We start from the raw sequence: 22,136 nt of genomic DNA on the forward strand, positions 1-22,136 counted from the left end.
ATTTGCGGTCAATATTATTAAAACAGAAACCGAAACACAACAAAAATATCGATTTAAAGTAAATTTGAGACAACTCTAAAGCTAGTTGTTCATCCTGTTTATTGTTTATACTATTATTTTAATTTATTCTTATCTTCTTTTAAAACTTTAGCATTTTGTGGGTTAACAATTTTTTTACCCGTTTGTTCTTCAATTTGCTTTCTGGTATCGCCAGCAATTTCACCGCCTTTTCGGGCAATTTTTTTATTATCTGCAAATGTTTTAGGATTGTTTTCTTTGCTAATTTCTGTTGTGGTTGCTTCTGCTAACATATTTAATACCAATTCTAAATTGGTCATATTATCTCTTAGATTTTCTTTTTTCAAACCTTTTAAATCCCTGTATTGTTTTACCGTGTTCCCACTCCAAGCTTGGGTAATTATATCGGTAAGTGAAGCAAATTGCTGTCCTTTCTTAACACCTCTATTTTCCCATTCATCGGTGAGTTCTTTTCTAACTTCTATGCTTTTTAACCGCTGATTAATCCAGGCTGTGGAGTATCCTAATTTCAAATAATTTTCCATAGCACGATCAATAGCCTTTTCAGGATCTTGACTTTCTTCTATTCTTTCATAGCCTATTTTGGCTAACCATTGTTTAAAAGGCTCTGCTTTTGGCGATGGAATGGATTGGATCAAACGGAATAGTTGCTCCGTATCTGCCACATCCGTTTGTCTCATTTTACCATCATCAGCCATCATTTTCAACTGTCCCATATTATGGGACAGTTCACTTCCTTCATTTTTTAGTTTTGTTTTCAGCGCACTCCAATATTTCCTTGGTCTTGGACTATCCGTCAAAACTTGTATAATATCTACAATCGAAAAAAACCACTTCTCTTGTTCGTTATCCCATGAGGAACGGATTTTTTGGCTTTCAAATAATTTTATGTTTTCCATTAATTTATTCTATAAATTTCATTTTCTCAAATTGCAACTTTTCAACGCTTTTCGGAATTAAATTGAAAGTACTAATTTACTGCTAAAATTATTAAAACCACTATCCAAATTCTAAAGAATCTCAACCAAAAAAAAGGACACTATCCTATAGAGACAGTGTCCTTTTTTTGTTTGCCAAATGGCAACTATTTAATGAGTTTTCTTTTTTTCGAAAGTTGTTTCCAACACTTTTTTAATTTTGTCTAAGGCACCATGAAATGCTTTTTCGGTAGTATCGGCATGATTGGTAACCGCTACAGGCTGCATATTTATAGGTCGGGCTTCAATCAAGCATCGTTTGTCGTTGACACCGCTTTTATTATCACTGTTCTCGTCACCAAGGTGTACTTCTAAACGGGTTACTTTATCTTCAAAACGCACCAAAGCCGTTCCCAATTCCTCGGTAATATACGCTTTCAAACGTGCGTGTCCTTCTACATTGTTGTCTGTGTTGATTTGTACTGTCATGTTTTTATTAATTTAATGTTGTCTTTCAAATTTACCCATTGCAGTATGAAAAAACGAACCAATTAATAAAACATTGTGAAAAGAAAAAAGTGAAATTGTGGAGTTAAGGAAGGGAATGGATTGTGGTTTACGGTTTAAGATTCGCTTTCTTGATTTTGTCCCGAATTAATTTCAGATTAGATTTTAGTGATGCAACGTTCCAGATTTTTAATATAATTACAGCAGTTCTTGTTTTGTCATTCCGACAAAGGAGGAATCTCATTATCCTTTTTAAAATAGTGGTTCAAAAATTCAAAATTGTAATTGAACGAACGTATTAAACCTAATTTCTTATCTCTTCGCCAACCCTTGATTTCTTTTTCTCTGGCAATGGCGAGTTGAACCCAAGTAAACTTTTCATAATAAACTAGAAACTCAATATTATATTTTGATGCAAAAGTTTTTTTCCCATTAATAATATTTTGCTCATGTTGTTGTAATCTCACTTTAAGATTATTAGTCATTCCAATGTAAAACGTTGTCCGATACTTATTAGTAATAATGTAAACATAATAGGTGTGATAGCCCTCTGTAAATTCAATCATAAATCTTGTTGTTTACGTTTATCTTTAGGTTTCATAGACTAAGATGGAGCTATAAATCATTATAATTAATCCATGAAATTCATTCTTTTCTACATTTTCAAGATCAAAAAGCGCACTCCTATTATGTGATTCCTCCTGCGTCGGAATGACAAAAAGTACGTGTTACGCCTGTTTTATCCAGCACCTTTATCATCTCGACGAAGGAAAGTTCACATAAGTAACTAGACAATAGTAGTTAAATTTTTATAATTTCAAGTTTGATTCTGTGGTCACAATTATCACATTTTATAAAACTATTGTTATCTACAATCATATCAATCTCATAATCACAAACAGGACAATTATAAATAATATCTTTAAGTATAATAGGTGGATTAAGAACAGTGGGAATATTTAATATTGAATAGTCTATCATGTGTTTTTTTTAATAATTTCAACATATTTCTTTGATTAAATGGTATTCTTTAGTTTCTTTTGAATTCACAATTCTTTCAACAAAATTTAGATTTTTTATTGGATTTTCAATTGTTTTGAAAGTTGGTAAATCGTTCAGGTTTAGCACTAAGGTAATGATATAATCATTTTTATACTCTATCGCTTTAAGATATTCTTTTTCAGTCAATCTGAATTTACCTTTTTTCTCTCTAATGCCTTTAACTTCGGATAAATAATAACTTTCATTTACCTTTACTTGAAAATCATAGCCGTCACCAAATAATCTTGCGTCTTCAATTATTCCGTTTTTAAAGGTTTCTATTAAATTATAATTATTTAAAAAATATAATTCGGCTTCAAGACCCGTTTCCTGTAATTGTTTAAATCTAGATTTAACTATCGGATTAACGGAAACAGATATACTTTTAATATTTAGATTTTCTCTTAAATATAATTTTACAATATTGGAAAATCCAACTACATTTTCAGTTCCAAATAAAGAATCAATTAGTAGTTTCCTATGTATGTAAGCATCTCCTTTTTGCCACCATCCTTTTCTCCCGTTTTCTGGATAAAACTGATCAAATAAATCCATCCTATTTTTTACTGTTCCCGTTGTATCTGCAATTCCCAAATCAACAAAATATTGATAAAAAGAAGTCTTTGTTTTGAAACCAAATTCCTGAATAAAACCATCATTAAATTTAGAAAGACCAAAACCAATTAAATTTAAGATTTCATAGTTTTTATGTTTGTTAGAGTTCTTGTCCATTACTAAGTGATTTTGATTCCCAACAAATATAAATATTTAAAATTATCCTTTAGAGAGAAAATATAATTCCTGTCAACATTCGAAATATTAGCCAGTTGCTCAATAGAAAAGCCTTTTTGCTCTCTTAATTCTTTTACTTTTAGGCCAAATTTTTCTTTAATCTCCATATTTGATAAAATTAGCTTTACGCCTACAATTGACCCGCCTACAATTGACCTCATTAATTTTTAATTTTCAACTTGATTTTTTGATAAGTAAATTCATTCCACAAAAAAAACGCTACTCTTTCGAATAGCGTTTTTGAACTTCTTATCAATTTGTGATGTGATTGCTTTGCCGCGTGCCTCGCAACTCCTCATTATGACAATTATCTAAGGAATCGAATGCCCTAGCCCTGATAGAAGTGAAAATCCTTTATTTCCGCCTTTTCGGCGGATATAAAGATTGTAACGAATAGCAGGAAATAGCTCCTAAAGATAAATCTTATTTAGGTGATTTTTGCAATTCGGTTACGCCCATATTGTACAAGGTAAAGGCCTGAAGATCTACATTTTCCTGGATGGTTGCTGCTACGGATTTTCCGGCACCGTGTCCTGCATTGATGTCAATACGGATTAGTGTGGGGTTTGTTCCGGTTTGTTTTTCTTGTAATTCGGCTGCAAACTTGAAACTGTGTGCTGGCACTACTCTATCATCGTGATCCCCTGTAGTGACCATGGTTGCTGGATATTGAATCCCTTTTTGTATGTTGTGTACTGGAGAATAGCCTTTGATGTAGCTGAACATTTCCTTACTGTCCTGCGCCGTTCCGTAATCATACGCCCAACCTGCTCCTGCGGTAAAGGTGTGGTAGCGCAACATGTCCATTACGCCCACTGCTGGCAATGCAACTCGCATCAAGTCAGGACGTTGTGTCATGGTGGCTCCCACTAGCAATCCTCCGTTTGACCCACCACGAATGGCAAGATATTGTGAAGATGTATATTTTTGAGCAATCAGATATTCTGCCGCTGCGATGAAATCATCAAATACGTTTTGCTTTTGCATTTTGGTTCCCGCATCGTGCCATTTTTTCCCGTACTCGCCACCACCACGTAAATTGGGCACGGCATAAACGCCTCCGTTTTCCATCCAAACGGCATTGGCAATACTGAAACTTGGTGTCAAACTCACGTTAAATCCTCCGTAACCGTAAAGCATTGTTGGATTTGTCCCGTCAAGTTTCAATCCTTTTTTGTGGGTGATAATCATCGGGATTTTGGTTCCGTCTTTGGAAGTGTAAAACACTTGTTTGGACTCGTATTGCTCACTGTTGAAATCTACTTTTGGTTTTTCATACACCGCAGAAGTTCCGGTTGCTGGCTCGAATGAAAAAGTAGAACCCGGAGTAATATAATTCGTAAAGGAATAATACACCGTTTTTTCTTTTTTCTTTCCGCCAAAACCACCGGCAGTTCCTACGCCCGGCAATTTAATTTCACGAACTAGTTTTCCGGAATAATTATATTGTTTCACCACCGAAACGGCATCTTTCATATAATTAGCAAAGAAATACCCGCCACCTGTGGATGGAGATAACACATTCTCCGTCTCAGCAATAAAATCTTTCCAGTTTTCTGGTTTTGGATTATTCACATCAACAGTAACGATGCGTTTGTTGGGCGCATTTAAGTCGGTTTCTATGAATAATTTTCCGCCTTCGTTTTCAATAATGTTGTTGTCGCTCTTGAAATTATCCACTATAGTCACAATAAGACTGTTGGGTTTTGTCAAATCTTTGATGTACAATTCGTTTCCGTAGGTAGAATTAGACGCTGTGATTACCAGATAATGGTCATCTTCCGTAACTCCACCGCCTACATAACGGCGCTTTTGGTCGGCACCAAAAATCACTTGATCCTGTTTTTGTGCAGTCCCTAATTTATGGAAATACAGTTTATGCTGGTCAGTTTTTGCTGATAATTCGCTTCCTTTTGGTTTGTCATAACTGGAATAGTAAAATCCTTCATTTGCTCTCCAAGACACACCGCTAAATTTTACATCGACAATAGTATCTTCGATTATTTTTTGAGAAATGGCGTCCATGATAATGACTTTTCTCCAGTCGCTTCCGCCCTCTGAAATAGAATAGGCTACTTTAGAACCGTCTTTAGAGAAATCTAATCCGCCCAACGAAGTTGTTCCGTCTTTAGAAAACGTATTGGGATCCAAAAATACGGTTTCAGTTCCTTTGGCGTCTTTTCTGTACAACACTGATTGGTTTTGTAAGCCGTTATTTTTATAGTAATACGTGAAATTTCCTTCTTTGAAGGGCGCTCCTATTTTTTCGTAATTCCACAGTTTTTCCATTCTTGATTTCAAGACATCGCGAAACGGAATTTGCGCCAAATACCCGTAGGTCACTTCGTTTTGGGCTTTTACCCAGGCACCCGTTTCAGCAGATTTGTCATCTTCGAGCCAGCGGTATGGATCCGGAAGTTTGGTGTCGAAGTACACATCCACGGTTTCCCCTTTACTTGTAGTGGGATAGGTTAGCGGTTTTGGATTTGGGTTTTGGCCGAAAGTCGCCATTGCAGAAGTTACAGCCATTATTAAAAAAGTGTTTTTCATTAGATTCTGTTTTAGGTTATTACAAAAATAAGAAATTAGTTAGTTTACTAGTAGTGGGGAAGTCTTAAATAAAACCAAAAAAACGCTACTCTTTCGATTAGAATTTACTTTCAATAAGAAAACCACTGCTTCTTATATGTTGATAAAATTAAACATATAAGTCATGTAAGTTAAAAAAGCTTGATTAATAAATAATTGGTTTTAAAAACAATACAACAACTACTTATATGACTTATATGTTGAGAAAATTTAATATGTAAGTCATGCAAGTTAAAAACCAAAAAAACGCTACTCTTTCGAATAGCGTTTTCTAGAATGGTTGACATCAGAATGAGGTGCTTATTTGACCTGAACTGGGTATGTAATCTGTGCATCTGTTGCACCTCCTGCATTTGCAATGTTACCGGATGCAACACCTTCAGCATTTTTAATTGGCTCATGTCTCAAGATGACCACTATATTTCCTGTTGTTGCTGTAGTACCTGTCTTTAATGTAAAAGTCAACCCAATAGGCTTCCCATTAACATCGGCATCAGTATATGTAAATGCTCCAATGGCTGTTGGTGCCTGAAAGAATAGTTGGTGTTCATCCCCTTCTTCTTTTATTTCCAATGTAATGTCATCAACTGGTGACACGGACTCGTTTTGGAAACTAACAGCCCCTGTATAGGTTGTATTTACCACTAAATCCCCGGACACTGTTATCACTGGCGCGTTTGGTCCGTCGCCGTCAAGATCTCTCGAAATCATCGTAACTGTCTGGCTTCCTGATGTCAGAGTTGTAGTCACCGTTGTGATTACTTCTTCCTCATTTACTGCAATTGGATCATCATTGCTACAAGATGAAAAGATGGATATTGATATTAATGCGATTGCTAGAATTTTTGAATTTTTCATTTTATTGTTTTTTGTTTACTTTTTAATAATTGAATTTTAATTGAATTTGAAAGTTTCTACCCATTTCATCGGCAAAAAAACGTTGCCTGTTAAGATAGTCCCTGTACTTAGTGTTTAAAATATTTTGAATGGAAAACGCAATCGTTGCATTGGTTTTTCCAAAAGTCTTGAAGTTCATTTCCGAATAAAAATGCAACAATTGATACCCTGGCGGAGGTGTACTGATGTCTACCAGAACCGGAGCCAACTCATTATCTACCACAATGTTTGTTGTGAAATTATTGTTAGGAAACTGATTTTGATGCAGTACGATTTCACTTTTTAACTCGAGTTTCAAATCATGCCATTCTCTCTTTGAAAACTGAATTTTGTTACTCAGATTCAAGGGCGGAATATCGATTAAAGATTCCTTGTTCGTGATATCTTTACCATTGACATAGGCCAAGGTGAAATCATGTTGCCATTGTTTGCTTATTTTCCAATGGGTTTGCACGTCAACTCCTGCCAATCTCGCATTGGTCTGCTGGTATTCCCACACAGGAAAAGCACCGCGAATGGTCGTCTCAAAACCAACAGGACGCAAAAACATAAAATTATGGATACTATTGATAAAAGGATTCACCTCAACCGAGAAAGCAGTCCATTTTTTCTGTAATGTTGTCGATAGTTTGATTGCCTGTTCTTTGTCTAACGCTAAATCACCCAACTCGATAACCCCGGTGGAATGATGCAAACCGTCACTGAAAAACTCGGATGGATTTGGGTTTCTTGTCGCAAGGCTGATATTGGTATACCAATCCAGGTCTGCCTCAAATTCCTTGTGAAACCCTGCACTGGCTGAAATATTATGAAAAGTAAAACTAGGCTTTGTCAACCATTGATTGCCTTGTTCTCCCACTATAAAATTATCAAATTCAGGAGTGTAGCCTCTTTCCTCCCATCGTGATTTCAAATAAAACTTGGTGGCATCCACACGGGAATAATCATATCGCAATCCTGAATCTACCGAAAAACTATCCGCTAAATCATAACTGACAATACCATAGCCCCCAAATTCAACCCGATCAAAATTAGGAATCAGCGGCTTTATTCCTGTAGCCGGATTTGCAAAATTATTCTGAATAGAAGAACTAAATCCAGTTTTCAAGCCCCAGTCATGCAATGATTTTTTATAATCAACATTAACGGCATGCGTGGTCAAATCCAAGTCTAAAGCGGCTACATCATTAAAATCTCCCCTGCGCACATCAAACTCCAATCTTTTATTAAACTGAAAAGAGTACTGTACCGCTAAAGAGGCCGTTTCATCGAAATAGTAATTGTAGTTCATTTTAGCCAAATGATGCTGCACTTTTTGCTTTGGATTTTTGATGGTGTACGTGAAATCATTTACAACCGAAGGAATTTTATTGGTAATGGAATTGTACAAATCGTTTACATTACCCGTATGTGATGCGCTTAAAATACCAATAGTCGTATTGTAAAAACTGTAGTACCCGGAAATATCATATTTTTTTCCTGTAAATTTTACATCGCCGGAAAAATTAGCTTCCCGATTCCCAGAATTAGACAACACATAATCCGGTGCTTCTCTGTCGCCTGAATACTTGAATGTTCCCAGTGCATTCCAACTCCATCCTTTATCATTTCCTTTGTGCAGACTCGAACTAATAGAACCGCCCCTGCCATTAGACGCCAAATTCAGAATAGTTTTGCCAAACAGCGTATCTTTTTTGACTGAAACTGGCTCTATAACCACTAAACCACCGACGGCATCACCGCCAAATTGAAGTCCAGAAGCCCCTTTGATCACCGTGATTTTCCCTGCAGCGTTTATATCAAAATTAGGCGCATGTTCCGTTCCCCATTCTTGATCTTCCATGCGGACATTGTTATTGATTACCGGAACTCTACTTCCAAACAAACCATTAATAACTGGTTTCACCACAGAACTTCCTGTCTTTAGACTGGAAACACCTACTATTTCTTTCAAAATATCTCCAAGCGTCTGATTGCTGAATTTTTCAATCGTTTCCGTTTTGATCTTTTGTTCCAAAATCGATTTATTCAGCGTATTGGCTTTTTGTCTGATGACTACTTCCTGCAGTTGGGCAGTGTTTTGTTTTAGAGCAAATTTCAAAATTTGGTCACCCGCTAAATTTACCAGCGTATCAACAGACTGAAAACCAACATATGACACAAATACCTTGACGTTCCCGGAAGGCAATCTCTTTATAAGATAATTACCTGAAACATCCGAAGATACCGTTTTTGTCCCAATGTGTACGTGGCTCCCGGAAAGCGGCATGCCCTCCTGAGTAGTAATTTTTCCACTAACTGTATTTTGCGAAAAACCTACGGTGCAAAACAAACAGAAGCAGAAAACAATATAAATTTTTGTTTGCATTTTCCTCGTTCAAAATATATAAACATATGAATCACTTCCAATATTTGAAATGATGTATTGATGTGGATATTATTTTAAACCTGAGGAGGAGCTCGAAGCGCAAAAAGGCTTCCTTTAAAGAATTGTGTAATTTGTTTTGAGATAGCCGAAGAATTACTTGAATTCATCTCTATTTTATATAACTCAAAAGACTTTACATCCGAAGATGTGAAACTGCTAATTGTAAAATTACATAAATAACAGCTGTCAAATTTATGATGTTGATGTGTAATTTCTGCGGCAGAAGTATATTTATGCTCACATTTTTTTTCAGAAAATTGCTTTACTATATGCTCATAACTATGTAGGGATTGAATCAGTATTGAAAACAATACCGCAATCATTAATACAAGGTTTATTATAGAAAATTTCTTTTTCATGCACGGCAAATATAGGCATCCTAATATAAAAATCCATTTGTTTTTCACAAAATATAGCTTTTGTTGAAACAAATGGATTTAAAATTGACTTACCTTAAACATTTTTCTCATCCTCGAACAGGAGAAAACAAGTCGCTATCTTGGATCTAAAAAGTATTATACCAATTTAGCTGCGATCAAATATTCAGCAATCTGGATGGTATTTGTCGCTGCTCCTTTTCTCAAGTTGTCCGCAACAATCCACATATTCAAAGTGTTTTCCTGGCTTTCGTCACGACGAATTCTACCTACAAAAACATCGTCTTTTCCTTGAGCATACATAGGCATTGGATACGTATAGGTATCGTTATTATCTTGAACCACCACACCATCGGTATGATGCAAAATGTTTCGTACTTCGTTTACATCAAAATCGTTCGTGAATTCTACGTTTACCGCTTCACTGTGTCCGCCTACAATTGGCACCCGTACCGCAGTCGCTGTAACAGCAATTGTATTATCGCTTAATATTTTTTTGGTTTCACGTACCAATTTCATCTCTTCTTTCGTATACCCATTTTCTTCAAAAGAATCACATTGTGGAATCGCATTTCTGTGAATTGGGTATTTATACGCCATTTCACCCTGAACGCCTGCGTATTCATTTTCCAATTGTTGTACTGCTTTCACACCTGTTCCCGTGATGGATTGGTAGGTAGAAACAATAACGCGCTTGATGTTGTATTTCTTGTGCAACGGAGCCAGAACCAATACCATTTGAATGGTAGAGCAATTTGGATTTGCAATGATTTTATCTGCGGCGGTCAATTCTGTTGCATTGATTTCCGGAACGATTAATTTTTTAGTCGGATCCATTCGCCAAGCCGATGAATTATCGATAACGGTTGTTCCTGCTGCTGCAAATTTTGGAGCCCACTCCAGTGAAGTGTCGCCTCCTGCAGAAAACAAAGCAATATCTGCTTTCATATCTACTGCGGTTTGCATGCCTACCACTTTATATTTTTTGCCCTTGTATTCAATTTCTTTACCCACTGAGCGCTGTGAAGCAACGGGAATTAACTCGGTTACAGGGAAATTTCTTTCTGCCAAAACTTTCAACATTACTTCGCCAACCATTCCGGTAGCTCCTACAACTGCTATTCTCATAATATGATAGTTTACTTTTTGAACAAAATTTGAAAAACAAAAGTAATGATTATCCAATGTAAAAGACACATAAAACTTTGAAATGAAATTGTGGTTTGCACTCAATTTTGTGATTTTTATAGAATTCACAGATCAATTTGGCAGCCAATACATCGTTTTTAAACCGTCTTTTTTGATCTTGCAATAAGTTTTATATTAATATTAAAGGTGATTTCATAACGGTATGTTAAATCCCAGTTGGCACAGTGTTAAAGTTTGATTTCTACATTTGCCAAAAATAATCTAAACTATGAAAAATTTTACAATTATTGTTTATTCATTATTGCTAAGCATATTAGTTGAGTCTATTCATGCTCAAGCAACCCTAATTCCTTCTGGTTCATCCTGGAAGTTTTTAGACAACGGTTCTGATCAAGGAACAAGTTGGAAAGAAAAAAGTTTTGATGATTCAACTTGGGCATCTGGCAATGCACAATTAGGATATGGTGATGGTGATGAAACCACAATTGTTAGTTTTGGCCCAAGCGCTACGAACAAATACATTACTACTTATTTTAGAAAAACATTTGAACTAGAAAAAGCAGCGGGATATATAAGTTATAATTTAAATGTAAAAAGAGATGATGGTGTCATAGTTTACGTAAACGGAGTTGAAATATACCGAGACAATATGCCTGCAGGACCAATCACTTATAATACTCAAACAATACTTCCTTGTACAGATGATGGAGCAGTTTTTCTTACTAAAAACCTAACATTACTAGAATCCGGTTTTGTAGATGGGACAAATACTATTGCCGTCGAAATTCATCAAAACCTTGCGATAAGTGATGATATGAGTTTTGACTTTTCATTGATAGGAAACACAAAAATAAAACATGTTCGTTGGGGAACTAATGTTAACCCTCTTGAAGGACTGACTGTCAGCTGGAGAAATAATAGTACTGCTGACAAAATTAAATGGGGTTATACTGAAGCTTATGAACAAGGGGTTTTTTCGGCAAAAATGCGTGATGGTTATGAAGAAAAATTCTTTAAGTATACATTTGAATCAGTTGTCCCAAACTCCACAATATACTATCAATTATATGATTCCACTGCGGACTTTTGGACAGCTGGAAAAAAATATAGTGTTGCTCCGGCTCTAAACACAACTGATTTTTCATTTTTAGCAATAGGAGACAGTAGATCTGGTTTAGATATTTGGAAACAAATATCAACATTGGCTGATTCTAAAAAAGCAGACTTTACCATTTTTAATGGAGATATTGTTGATGACGGTAGCGCATATTCAGAATGGAACGATTGGTTTGATAACGGAAAAACGTATATTGATAATAACCTGGTTTTCCACGCATTAGGAAATCATGATGCCACAAGCGTTCCTACCTATAGCAATATTTTCGAATTCCCTAAATCAGAGCCCATTAATGGAACGAACCTGTATTATTCTTTTACTTATGGTGATGCCTTGTTTATTTCCCTAAACTCAGAAGACCCTGCTGGAGAAACCCAATACAAATGGTTATTAAGCACATTAGAAGCTAATAAGGATGTAAAATGGAAAATCATTTTCTTCCACAAGCCATTTTATACCATTGGGACGCATTATGGAGAAATGGATGCTTATTTTAACACCTGGTGGAAAGCATTTGATGACTATGGAGTAGATTTTGTAGTTAATGGACATGATCACATGTACGAACGTACAAAACCAATTAATAGAAATGTAAGCACGACAACTGCCGTTGCTAGTTATGGCAGTGGCCCAACGGGTGGTAGATGTGAAATAGTTTGTGGTGGAGCAGGAGCCCCTTTATATCCAGGAGTTCCTATGTGGTTTGTCGAAACATATAAAACATCTTATAATTTCTGCAAATTTGAGGTAACTGCAAATAGTATTTGCACCACCGCGTTTGACGAGAATAATAATATATTAGACGAATTCTGTATTAATAAAGCAACTTTAGGAACATCAGATATTAATCAAAAATTTTATCCTATTAAAGTATTCCCAAATCCAGTAGTTGACAATTTAACATTAGAATACAATTCTCCAGATACAGGAACGGTTAATGTTAAAATATTTGATTTAAATGGAAGACTAATCATGGATGATAAAGCAGAAAAAACGCATGAACTTTTTTCTTATAGTTGTAATGTTGTCAAATATGCAAAAGGCGTTTATGCACTGGAACTTAGTATCGGTAATCAAAAAGACAACTCTCTGATTATTTTAAAATAATTTTAATTTAACCTATCAAAACCTCTTGAAATTAGTCCAGGGGGTTTTGTTTTTTTTATATAAAATAATGAACACAACTACAAAATTACTCAATACAAATAAGTTAGAATTAATTGCTAGAGTTGGAGTTTTCGGAACTTTTTTGGGTCACGGAATTGTTGCAATTGGAATAAACCCAAAATGGATTCCGCTTCTTACTACTTTTGGACTTTCGATAAAACAAGCCATTTTCATTATGCCTTTTATTGGAATCATGGACATAATTGTGGCTGTAATCACTCTATTTTACCCAATTCGTGGTATATTAATTTGGGCAACCTTTTGGGCTTTTTTAACGGCATTAAGTCGGCCATTGTCGGGTGATCCGGTAATCGAATTTGTTGAAAGATCTGCTAATTGGTGTTTGCCATTGGCTTTACTTGCCATGCAGTATTATCCTAAAAGGAATCTAATTCTTGAATAAATGTATTTCTGAGTAGGAAATCAACCCTGCTGTATTGAAAATACAGCAGAATTATTTTTTCAATAAATCTCTAATCTCAGTCAGCAATTGTTCTTGTGTTGGCCCAGCTGGAGCAGCGACGGAAACAACTTCCTTTTTCTTGGCCTTTTCAGCAGCTCTTAAAACCACAAAAATAAAGAATGCAATTATTATGAAGTTGATAATGGCTTGGACCAAATTACCGTAGGTAATCACGGCGGCACCCGCAGCTTTTGCAGCAGCCAGGGTTTCGTAACTATTTCCGTCTAAGGTGATGAATTTTTGGGTAAAATCAATACCTCCGGTTAACAAACCAACAACTGGCATTATAACATCATCAACAGCTGAGCCTACAATTTTGCCAAATGCTCCAGCAATAACGACCGCGGTTGCTAAACTTAAAACGTCTCTCTTCATCAAAGAGGCTTTGAAATCACTAAAAAATCCCATAATTTATTTTTTTAGGTTAAAATTTACTTCTGACAAACGAATTTAATAAAAATTTTAAAAGCAGTAACAGTCCTTTCTTCTAAATTTAATCGCTACCTATAAAACACGCGTTTCACCCGTTGCGAAATACTGGTCAAAATTTCATAGGGAATTGTATTTAATTTCTGGGCTATAAAAGAAACCGTTGGATTTTCGCCAAAAATAAGTATTGAATCACCTTCTTTGCATTCAACGCCGGTGACATCAACCATCAGCATGTCCATACAAATACTCCCAACGATATAGGCTTTGGTATTTTTTACCATAACAAATCCCAAACCATCTCCCCAGCCTCTGGAAATCCCATCAGCATATCCTATGGGAATTGTAGCAATTTTTGTTGGTTTTTCGGCTACAAATCGGCGGCCATAGCCTACGCTTTCTCCAGCAGCAATCGTTCTTATTTGCGAGATCACGGATTTTAGTGTCCCCACATTTTCGAGTTGCTTTTGTTCTTGGGCATCATTTGAAACTCCATAAAGACCAATTCCCAGCCGAACCATATCGAATTGCGAATCCAGAAAATTACTTATCCCAGAGGTGTTCAGGATGTGACGCAAGGGTTTTATTTGCAATTCAGACATCAATTTAGAGGATACTTTCTCGAACAAATTAATTTGGGAATGAGCAAAATCCATGTGTTCAAGATCATCGCTCGTAGCCAAGTGTGATAAAATACTTTTTATTTGCACGGTACTGTTTCCTCTTAGCGCAGCTATCAGTTCATCGAGGGTATTTTCTTCAAAGCCCAATCGATGCATGCCGGTATCGAATTTAATATGAATTGGAAAATGCTTTAAATTTTTTTGTTTTGCTATCTTCAAGAACGCATATAAACCTTTTAAACAGTAAATTTCCGGTTCCAACTGATGTTGAATAATAGCCGAAAAACTAGTATTCTCTGGATTAAGGACCATAATAGGCAAATTAATGCCCCCGTTTTTTAATGAAATTCCTTCATCGGCAAAAGCCACACCCAAATAATCTACTTTATGATGTTCCAGTAATTTAGCAATTTCGAGTCCGCCGTTTCCGTACCCGAATGCTTTTACCATAACCATAATTTTTACTTTTGGTAGCAACTTTGATTTAAAAAAATTCAGGTTGTAACTAATAGCATTCAGATTGATTTCCAGGACCGTTTCATGTGTCTTCTCCTCTAATAAGTACACAATTTCTTCAAACTGGAACGATCTCGCCCCTTTTATCAAAATGGTTTCATTACCAAAGTCCAAGTTTTCAAAATCAGCGACAAATGCAGCCGTGTTTTGGAAAGTACTGCAGTTAGCAAACTTGTTTTTAAATGCTGAAATGGTTTCGCCAATACCAATTACCCGTGTAATCCGGTTGGAAACAATTAGCTCAGCCACCTTCGCGTACAACACATCGTTCGGCAAACCGCTTTGAAAAATATCAGATAAAATGACTGTTTTCTTTTTATACTGTTTTTGACTTTCAAGAAAATCCAACGCAATTTTTAAGGATTGAAAATCAGAACTGTAACTGTCATCAATAATACTGCTATTGTTGATTCCGTTTTTGACTTTTAATCGCATTTCTACCGGATACAACAACTCCATGCGGTTTTGAATCGTTCTGTTATCGTATTTAAAATACAACAAAACCATCAAACAGGAAATTGCATTTTCTATCGATGCCTCATCCTGAAATGGTATTTTTATGTCAAACTTGTTGTTGTTTTGTAACACCGTCAAAACGGTCTTGTCTAAAACTCCCTTTTTAGTAATCAGAACCGAAGCCTTAGCATCGTTATAACTCCAGCAAAAAACGGTAGTATCGGGACGGATCAACAAATCAATTGTTGGATTTTTATGATAAATAATGACTTGGACATCCTGGAAAAGTTTCAATTTTTCTTTGATTTTGTCACTGATATCAGCAAAACCTTCGTCATGTGCCGTCCCTATATTCGTGAGAATTCCAATCGTAGGTTTAATGATTTTTTCGAGTTTTTCCATTTCTGAAACCGTAGAAATACCGGCTTCAAAAATTCCTAAATTGTGTTTTTCATTTATCGCAATCACAGACAGCGGAACACCAATTTGAGAGTTGTAACTCTTTGGACTTCGGATAACGTTATAATCCGGACTTAATAAAAAATTAAGCCATTCTTTGACTATCGTTTTACCGTTACTTCCCGTAAGCCCAATGATAGGAAAATCAAAGAAACTGCGATATGCTGCGGCAAATTGTTGCAAAGCCAACAAGGTATTGGTCACTACATAAAAATTAGCTTTCCCTTCACAATCTTCAGGAATATGGGTAACTACAAAATTCTGGACGCCACTTGCAATTAAATTTTTGAGATAAAGGTGCGCATCCGTATTGGCTCCAACCAATGCAAAAAACAGCGTTTTCGGGCCATTTTGCAAAGAACGACTGTCTATAGAAATAGAATCAATAGCCATCGTACTGCTGGTTCCAATAAACTTTGCGGGGATATTTTGTATGCTATTTAGAATTTTTTTGCTCATGGAATAAAAAAAGATTGAGGTGAATTTCTTTTTTGAAAATGATACTTTCAACAGGCTGTTTATTTGCAAAACTTCCTCAAAAATAGCACTTCTTTTCAAAACGAAGCGACAGATATACGATAATTATGAGCAATTTCGTTTATTAAAAACAAGAAACTCTTTTGATATGCTTTACTAATTTTGACAGATTACCTATATTTGTTTGATACAAAATCAAAACTATTGAAAAAAACCCTTCCCCTTTTCTCTTATATTTTCCATCCGATATTCATTCCGGCAATGGCAACATTGTTCTTCCTTTTTTTTAATGGATCTGATTTTGTGAGTCAAGAAAAGATATTCATTTTTTTTCAGGTGTTGATTGTGACGGTGTTAATTCCTGTTTTGGCCTTTTTTCTCTTACGCGCTACAGGAAATATAGATTCCATAATGGTTTCTAAAATATCCCAGCGTAAAATACCCTTAATACTTCATTGTTTCTTGATCATCTTATTAGTTCGAAAAAGTATCACTATTGATTCCTATCCAGAGTTGCATTTTTTTTTATTGGGGGGACTCATGAGTTCATTATTAGCTCTAATCCTATTGTTTTTGCAGATAAAAGCAAGCCTGCACATGATAGCCATCAGCTCTTTGACTGTATTTATCATTGGATTAAGCCTGCACCTTCATATTCAAAACATTTTTACCATTGCATTACTACTACTGTTGAATGGCGTGGTCGCGACTTCCAGACTGGAAATGAAAGCGCATACCATTAAAGAACTCCTTTTAGGTTTTGTTCTGGGAATTATTCCACAATTGCTTTTATTGGTTTTATGGCTATAAAATATAAAATACTATGCCAATATTTAATGCTTTCATGGTAATTGACTTGTCTTCTATTTTTGCCGATTTGAATATTGAATTTAAACCATAATAGGCATACAAATTAATTGTATTGTATCCTGCAGAGACATAAGCCCCGTATTGTAATTTATTAAAATCTTTATTTCCTGTAACCACCACTTTGCCCTGAGCACTATCAAAAACGGACTTGTCGTAGAGCAAATAACTAAACTTTATTCCTGTATAAATGCGCCAAAATTTATGGCTTTCATAAGTAGAGGTTCGCCATCTAAACTCAACAGGAACATCAACTGAAAGTAGGGAAAACTTATTTTTATTATAATCCCTATTGGCATCAATCAGGGCATAAACTGGCATACCGTCTGTTGCAGAAATGGCTATGTTTTGATTGTAATTATTATATGTAAATCCAATACCGGAAGCTATTGCAACGGTTCTCTTTTTATTTAAAGGCATATCCCGCAAAAAACCACCTGACAAACCCGACGAAAATTTGCTTTGTGACAACCCCGAAGGGCCGTCCGTCAATATATTGTAAGTGATCCCAAAATAGAACTGATCCTCACGATACAAGGAATCCACTTTCATAATTAGAGTATCTTGTGATGGTGTATTTTCCTGAGAAAAAACAGTAGCAACCATTAGCAGCAGAAAACAACTAAGAAAAATTCGCATAATTTTTTGGTTTTAAATGGCTCAATGATTCTATCAAACACCCTTGGCTTCCAATTCTCATTAAAACGATACAAATATACCCTTTTGATCGTTTTGTGATAAATAACAACCACAAATAATCCTTTTTAAGACCTTTAAAGATAAAAACGCTCTAAGTTCTTGCAGCCACGGAATTCTATTTGACAGAAAGGACTGAACTACCCTTGTTGACCTAAAGGAAGGACGGCTCACAAAAAATTAATACTGGTATTGCCTGCTGATCTTTTTTTGTTTACTCTCTTGACAAACTAAAAAATTGACCACGCCCTAAAACAAAAAATGCTCCCCTTTTAGGAAGCATTATTTCATCGCAGAGAGGAAGGGATTCGAACCCTCGATATGTTGCCATATACACGCTTTCCAGGCGTGCGCCTTCAGCCACTCGGCCACCTCTCTATTTTATTACGGCTGCAAAGAACACGAAAAAAAACGAGTTAGAAAAGTAAAATCTGAATATTATGTCATTTCTCCTCGTAAAGAAGTTTCAAAAATAGTTTTGAAGTCTTTTGGGGCTATTTTTTTGCTCAATAAATACATCAATTTTGTGATTCCCGCCTCGGTGGTGATGTCTTTTCCGGAAATCACACCAATTTCTTTCAGTCCGGTACTGGTTTCGTATTGCCCCATACTGACACTCCCGCCAGAACATTGGGTAACGTTAACAATATGTAACCCGCCGGCAATCGCTTTTTTCAAGAGGTTTAAAAACCAATCCTCTGTAGGTGCATTCCCAGCTCCGTAGGTTTCTAAAACAACACCTTTAAGATTCGGAATATTTAAAATAGCGGATAAAACTGCTTCACTGATTCCAGGAAACATCTTGATAATGGCAACATTATTGTCTAAATTTTTATGCACTTTGAATTCCTCCATTCCTTTTTTAGGCAAAAACAATTCAGGATTCAACTTTAAATGCACCCCAGACTCCACCAATTCCGGATAATTTGGAGACGTAAATGCTTTAAAATGTTCTGCATTAATCTTTGTAGTTCTATTGCCTCGGTATAATTTGTATTCAAAATAAAGACACACTTCACTGATAACAGGCTGATTATTATTTTGCAGAGACGCTATTTGAATGGCTGTAATCAGGTTTTCTTTAGCATCGGTACGCAAATCCCCAATAGGCAGTTGGGAACCTGTAAAAACGACTGGTTTTGCCAAATTCTCAAGCATAAAACTCAGAGCTGAAGCAGAATACGACATAGTATCGGATCCATGAAGCACAACAAATCCATCAAATGAAGTATAATTATCTGCAATAATTATAGCCATTTTTGCCCATTTTTCAGGATTCATGTTCGAGGAATCTATAGGATTTTCAAAAGAAACAGTTTCGATCTCACAATCCAATTGTTTCAATTCTGGAATTCGCTGTAACAATTTACTAAAATTGAATGCCTTGAGAGCTCCTGTTTCAAAATCTTTTCGCATACCAATGGTTCCTCCGGTATATATTAAAAGTATTTTGGCTTTATACAACATCGTGGTATTTTAATTTGTTCACAACTGGATTTGCATACATGGCCAAAAAACTTTCAAGGGCCACTGGATTGTCATGATCAATTCGCATTTCCAGTCTGCGCTCGAACAATGATTTTTCATTTTCAGTATACAAATGGGAATATCTATTAGTCTTATTTACAATATCAAAAGCAATAAAATTCGTTGGCCATAATTTGTAATTACTCAATATGGCATTGTCAATTACTTGTGCCAAAGCTACTATTTGCTTATTTGAGTTCTCGTTTTCTGTAATAATGGCATCAATTTCAATATCTAAAACTTTCCCAACATGAATGTGTATTCTCTTCTTTTGCCCTAGAGCGCCACTCAAAATCGTCATGAAATCTTCATTCTTTTCCTTGACATACACTTCATTATTGGCTTCAGCCATCAATTGTGGCATTTTCAGAGCATCAGTAGGATCATACTCGTACGAAATAGAAACGGGTACAATTTTAATTTTCTTGAAATAATCCATTAAATTCTTTTCATCAGAACCCATACCCACCATTTTCAAAACACCCGGATTGGTCTCATCCTTGCCGTCTTTCGTTCTTCCTTCTCGCTGTGCTATCCATACAGAACGGTTTTCATGAAGCAATAAATTCCCTATATATTCCGACAATAGTTTTGAACTCTGCAGCATTTCTCTTGGAGTCAATCCCCGTTGTACTAAAAAATTACGGTTCAGTTTTGCCAAGGTATTCAGAAACGATTTTTTTACTAAATTATCCCCAATCGCTGAGGCTGTCATCACTAACCCATGTTCAAATAAGGCTGTGTTTAATAACGTAGTATCCAAAAGGATGTCCCGATGATTTGAGACAAACAAATAAGAAGTGTTTTTCTTTAACTTTTCAAAACCGGAAGTGGTCATTCCTTCGGAACTTTTTTCTAGTATTCTTTGAACCGATTGGTATATAAAATTACATTGAAAATCCCGAATGGAATGCGTTTTCCTGAGTTGTCCTTTCCAAACTTCGTCAGCAACACCAGGAAAAGTAAAGCTCATCAATGCTTTCATCATTGGGTGATTAATCACATCTTGAAGTGCTTCATTTATTTCGGAATCATAAAATGGCCGAATAGCGTCAAATTTCTGCATTGTTGATTTTTCTATATTTGTGTGGGCAAATGAACAAAAAAAAAGTCAAAATAAAGTGAATTCCACTTTAAATCCCAAAAATAGCTTTAGAATTCTCGGTGGTTCGTATTGCTATTTCATGTGTTGAAAGGCCATAAATCTGGGCTAGCTTATCGACTATGCTGACGATGTAACTACTTTCATTCCTTTTTCCTCGAAAAGGAATTGGGGCTAAATATGGGGAATCTGTTTCTAAAACAAGATACTTTATATCGATCTGTTTCAAAAATTGATCAATTTTTCCATTTTTGAAAGTAACAACCCCACCTATTCCAAGCTTCATATTATACGAAATTGCCCTTAAAGCTTGTTCATACGTTCCAGAAAAACAATGAAAAATACCAAATAAATCATCCGATTTTTCTTGCTCCAGAATTTCGAAAATTTCATCAAATGCATCCCGACAATGAATCACAATAGGTAACTTATATTCTTTAGCCAATTGAATCTGCTTTTTGAAAGCAATTTGTTGCTGAGGCAAATGGGTTTTATCCCAATACAAATCGATCCCAATTTCACCAACAGCGTAGAATTTTCTTTTGGTCAATTCGTTTTTCACATGCTGTAATTCTTCCAGATAATTCTCTTTCACATACGTGGGATGCAATCCCATCATCAAGAATACGTTTTCAGGATACTTTTTCTCTAAAGTATACATAGATTCCGTGCACGTCGAATCGATTGCCGGAATAAAAAATCGTGAAACCCCCGCTTCAATGGCGCGCTTCATCATTTCGTCCCGATCTTGATTGAATTCCTCAGAATATAAATGAGTATGGGTATCGGTAATTATTACTTTTGTTTCCAAGTGTCGTCGTTTAAGAATACAAAATTACAAGAATTAAACTAGTCAAAAAAATGGTTTAACAAAGATTGCGACAGAAAAAAGATTCCAAAACTGCATACAACAACTTGTATCTTTGTAAAAGGGACACTATAATTCCGAAAATAAATTCTGCCTAGATGAAAAACCTGCTCAATATTCTTAAAAAAGAAAATTATAAAAAAGTGAAATTTAAAATTACCACAACAAAACATGTTTTGATAAAAGCAAAAATCAATGGTGTACTGGGTAATTTTATTCTGGACACAGGAGCCTCAAATAGTTGCGTAGGGTTTGAAAGTGTCGATTTATTTCTATTGGAAGCCAAAAAATCAAAGACAAAAGCCTCTGGAGCAGGAGCAACCGGAATGCATACTCAACTCGCTTTGAAAAACAAGTTGCAGCTTGGCTCTTGGAAAGATTCTAATTTTGAACTCGTTATTTTTGATTTATCGCATGTAAACGAAGCTTTAGTGCAGCACAAGGCACAACCGGTTCATGGAATTATTGGCGCTGATATCTTGATGAAAGGCAAAGCGATTGTGGATTATTACAATCATTATTTGTATTTATTAAAATAGAACTCCCCTTTGATAACTGTCTTGTCCTGAATAACCGATACAGATTATTAGATAAAAATATTTAATTAAACACTTGCAAAAACGTTTTTGCAAG

At 35.6% G+C, this 22,136-nt stretch carries 20 protein-coding genes and 1 tRNA gene; 4 read left to right on the plus strand and 17 right to left on the minus strand.

All coding sequences use genetic code 11. The features are described 5' to 3' along the window. Window positions 1–113 precede the first annotated feature (113 nt). The 10 genes from EKM02_RS08915 to EKM02_RS08960 form a co-directional block, all read right to left on the minus strand. Window positions 114–938, minus strand: a complete 825-nt coding sequence (locus EKM02_RS08915) for a Bro-N domain-containing protein (RefSeq protein WP_126454327.1) — start codon at window positions 936–938, stop codon at window positions 114–116. Between the two features lie 189 nt (window positions 939–1,127). Then, the gene (locus tag EKM02_RS08920) at window positions 1,128–1,445 is read right to left on the minus strand and encodes an HPF/RaiA family ribosome-associated protein (RefSeq protein ID WP_126454329.1); all 318 of its coding nucleotides are present in this window, start codon (window positions 1,443–1,445) and stop codon (window positions 1,128–1,130) included. Window positions 1,446–1,681: 236 nt separating this feature from the next. Beyond that, a complete protein-coding gene (locus EKM02_RS08925) occupies window positions 1,682–2,029 on the minus strand; it encodes a GIY-YIG nuclease family protein (RefSeq protein WP_126454331.1) in 348 nt (115 codons plus the stop codon). 433 nt (window positions 2,030–2,462) lie between these two features. Next, window positions 2,463–3,236: a DUF3883 domain-containing protein gene (locus EKM02_RS08930; RefSeq protein ID WP_126454333.1), complete on the minus strand. Its 774-nt coding sequence runs from the start codon at window positions 3,234–3,236 to the stop codon at window positions 2,463–2,465. A gap of 2 nt (window positions 3,237–3,238) precedes the next feature. Continuing rightward, complete coding sequence (locus tag EKM02_RS08935) at window positions 3,239–3,457, minus strand: helix-turn-helix domain-containing protein (RefSeq protein WP_126454335.1); 219 nt, start codon at window positions 3,455–3,457, stop codon at window positions 3,239–3,241. Window positions 3,458–3,719: 262 nt separating this feature from the next. Beyond that, window positions 3,720–5,825, minus strand: a complete 2,106-nt coding sequence (locus EKM02_RS08940) for a prolyl oligopeptidase family serine peptidase (RefSeq protein WP_234423169.1) — start codon at window positions 5,823–5,825, stop codon at window positions 3,720–3,722. 360 nt (window positions 5,826–6,185) lie between these two features. After that, window positions 6,186–6,743 carry a type 1 periplasmic binding fold superfamily protein gene (locus EKM02_RS08945; protein WP_126454339.1) on the minus strand — a complete coding sequence of 186 codons (558 nt, stop codon included), beginning with the start codon at window positions 6,741–6,743 and terminating at the stop codon, window positions 6,186–6,188. 22 nt (window positions 6,744–6,765) lie between these two features. Beyond that, on the minus strand, window positions 6,766–9,150 hold the full coding sequence (locus EKM02_RS08950) for a TonB-dependent receptor (RefSeq protein ID WP_126454341.1): 2,385 nt from the start codon (window positions 9,148–9,150) through the stop codon (window positions 6,766–6,768). Between the two features lie 74 nt (window positions 9,151–9,224). Beyond that, window positions 9,225–9,569 (minus strand): hypothetical protein, encoded by a 345-nt coding sequence (locus EKM02_RS08955; protein ID WP_126454343.1) that lies wholly within the window; start codon window positions 9,567–9,569, stop codon window positions 9,225–9,227. A gap of 156 nt (window positions 9,570–9,725) precedes the next feature. Continuing rightward, window positions 9,726–10,715: an aspartate-semialdehyde dehydrogenase gene (locus EKM02_RS08960; protein ID WP_126454345.1), complete on the minus strand. Its 990-nt coding sequence runs from the start codon at window positions 10,713–10,715 to the stop codon at window positions 9,726–9,728. A 289-nt stretch (window positions 10,716–11,004) separates the two neighbouring features. Between EKM02_RS08960 and EKM02_RS08965 the strand changes: the two genes are divergently transcribed. Then, window positions 11,005–12,960, plus strand: coding sequence for a metallophosphoesterase (locus EKM02_RS08965; protein WP_126454347.1), 1,956 nt, complete (start codon window positions 11,005–11,007; stop codon window positions 12,958–12,960). 67 nt (window positions 12,961–13,027) lie between these two features. Continuing rightward, the gene (locus tag EKM02_RS08970; protein ID WP_126454349.1) at window positions 13,028–13,423 is read left to right on the plus strand and encodes a hypothetical protein; all 396 of its coding nucleotides are present in this window, start codon (window positions 13,028–13,030) and stop codon (window positions 13,421–13,423) included. A gap of 51 nt (window positions 13,424–13,474) precedes the next feature. Here EKM02_RS08970 and mscL read toward each other — a convergent pair whose 3' ends face one another. Beyond that, window positions 13,475–13,891 carry a large conductance mechanosensitive channel protein MscL gene (gene mscL / locus EKM02_RS08975; protein WP_126454351.1) on the minus strand — a complete coding sequence of 139 codons (417 nt, stop codon included), beginning with the start codon at window positions 13,889–13,891 and terminating at the stop codon, window positions 13,475–13,477. Window positions 13,892–13,983: 92 nt separating this feature from the next. Then, window positions 13,984–16,425 carry a bifunctional UDP-N-acetylmuramoyl-tripeptide:D-alanyl-D-alanine ligase/alanine racemase gene (locus tag EKM02_RS08980; protein WP_126454353.1) on the minus strand — a complete coding sequence of 814 codons (2,442 nt, stop codon included), beginning with the start codon at window positions 16,423–16,425 and terminating at the stop codon, window positions 13,984–13,986. 222 nt (window positions 16,426–16,647) lie between these two features. On the opposite strand from EKM02_RS08980, the gene EKM02_RS08985 reads away from it, so the two are divergent. After that, window positions 16,648–17,253: a hypothetical protein gene (locus EKM02_RS08985; RefSeq protein WP_126454355.1), complete on the plus strand. Its 606-nt coding sequence runs from the start codon at window positions 16,648–16,650 to the stop codon at window positions 17,251–17,253. Here EKM02_RS08985 and EKM02_RS08990 read toward each other — a convergent pair. The 5 genes from EKM02_RS08990 to EKM02_RS09010 form a co-directional block, all read right to left on the minus strand. After that, entirely contained in the window at window positions 17,248–17,949 is a 702-nt protein-coding gene (locus EKM02_RS08990) for a porin family protein (RefSeq protein WP_126454357.1), read from the minus strand. The two genes, EKM02_RS08985 and EKM02_RS08990, sit on opposite strands and share 6 nt — an antisense overlap. 350 nt (window positions 17,950–18,299) lie before the next feature. Next, a tRNA-Ser gene (locus tag EKM02_RS08995) sits at window positions 18,300–18,384 on the minus strand. A gap of 60 nt (window positions 18,385–18,444) precedes the next feature. After that, a complete protein-coding gene (locus EKM02_RS09000) occupies window positions 18,445–19,473 on the minus strand; it encodes an asparaginase (RefSeq protein WP_126454359.1) in 1,029 nt (342 codons plus the stop codon). Further along, the gene (locus tag EKM02_RS09005) at window positions 19,463–20,599 is read right to left on the minus strand and encodes a 1-acyl-sn-glycerol-3-phosphate acyltransferase (protein ID WP_126454361.1); all 1,137 of its coding nucleotides are present in this window, start codon (window positions 20,597–20,599) and stop codon (window positions 19,463–19,465) included. The genes EKM02_RS09000 and EKM02_RS09005 overlap by 11 nt, the downstream gene beginning before the upstream one ends. 67 nt (window positions 20,600–20,666) lie before the next feature. Next, entirely contained in the window at window positions 20,667–21,446 is a 780-nt protein-coding gene (locus tag EKM02_RS09010) for a TatD family hydrolase (RefSeq protein WP_126454363.1), read from the minus strand. A 155-nt stretch (window positions 21,447–21,601) separates the two neighbouring features. Here EKM02_RS09010 and EKM02_RS09015 point away from each other — a divergent pair, with 155 nt between their 5' ends. Beyond that, window positions 21,602–22,042: a retropepsin-like aspartic protease gene (locus EKM02_RS09015; RefSeq protein WP_126454365.1), complete on the plus strand. Its 441-nt coding sequence runs from the start codon at window positions 21,602–21,604 to the stop codon at window positions 22,040–22,042. Window positions 22,043–22,136 lie beyond the last annotated feature (94 nt).

This window comes from Flavobacterium sp. RSP49, from assembly GCF_003968735.1.
In the GTDB taxonomy this organism is placed as follows: Bacteria; Bacteroidota; Bacteroidia; order Flavobacteriales; family Flavobacteriaceae; genus Flavobacterium.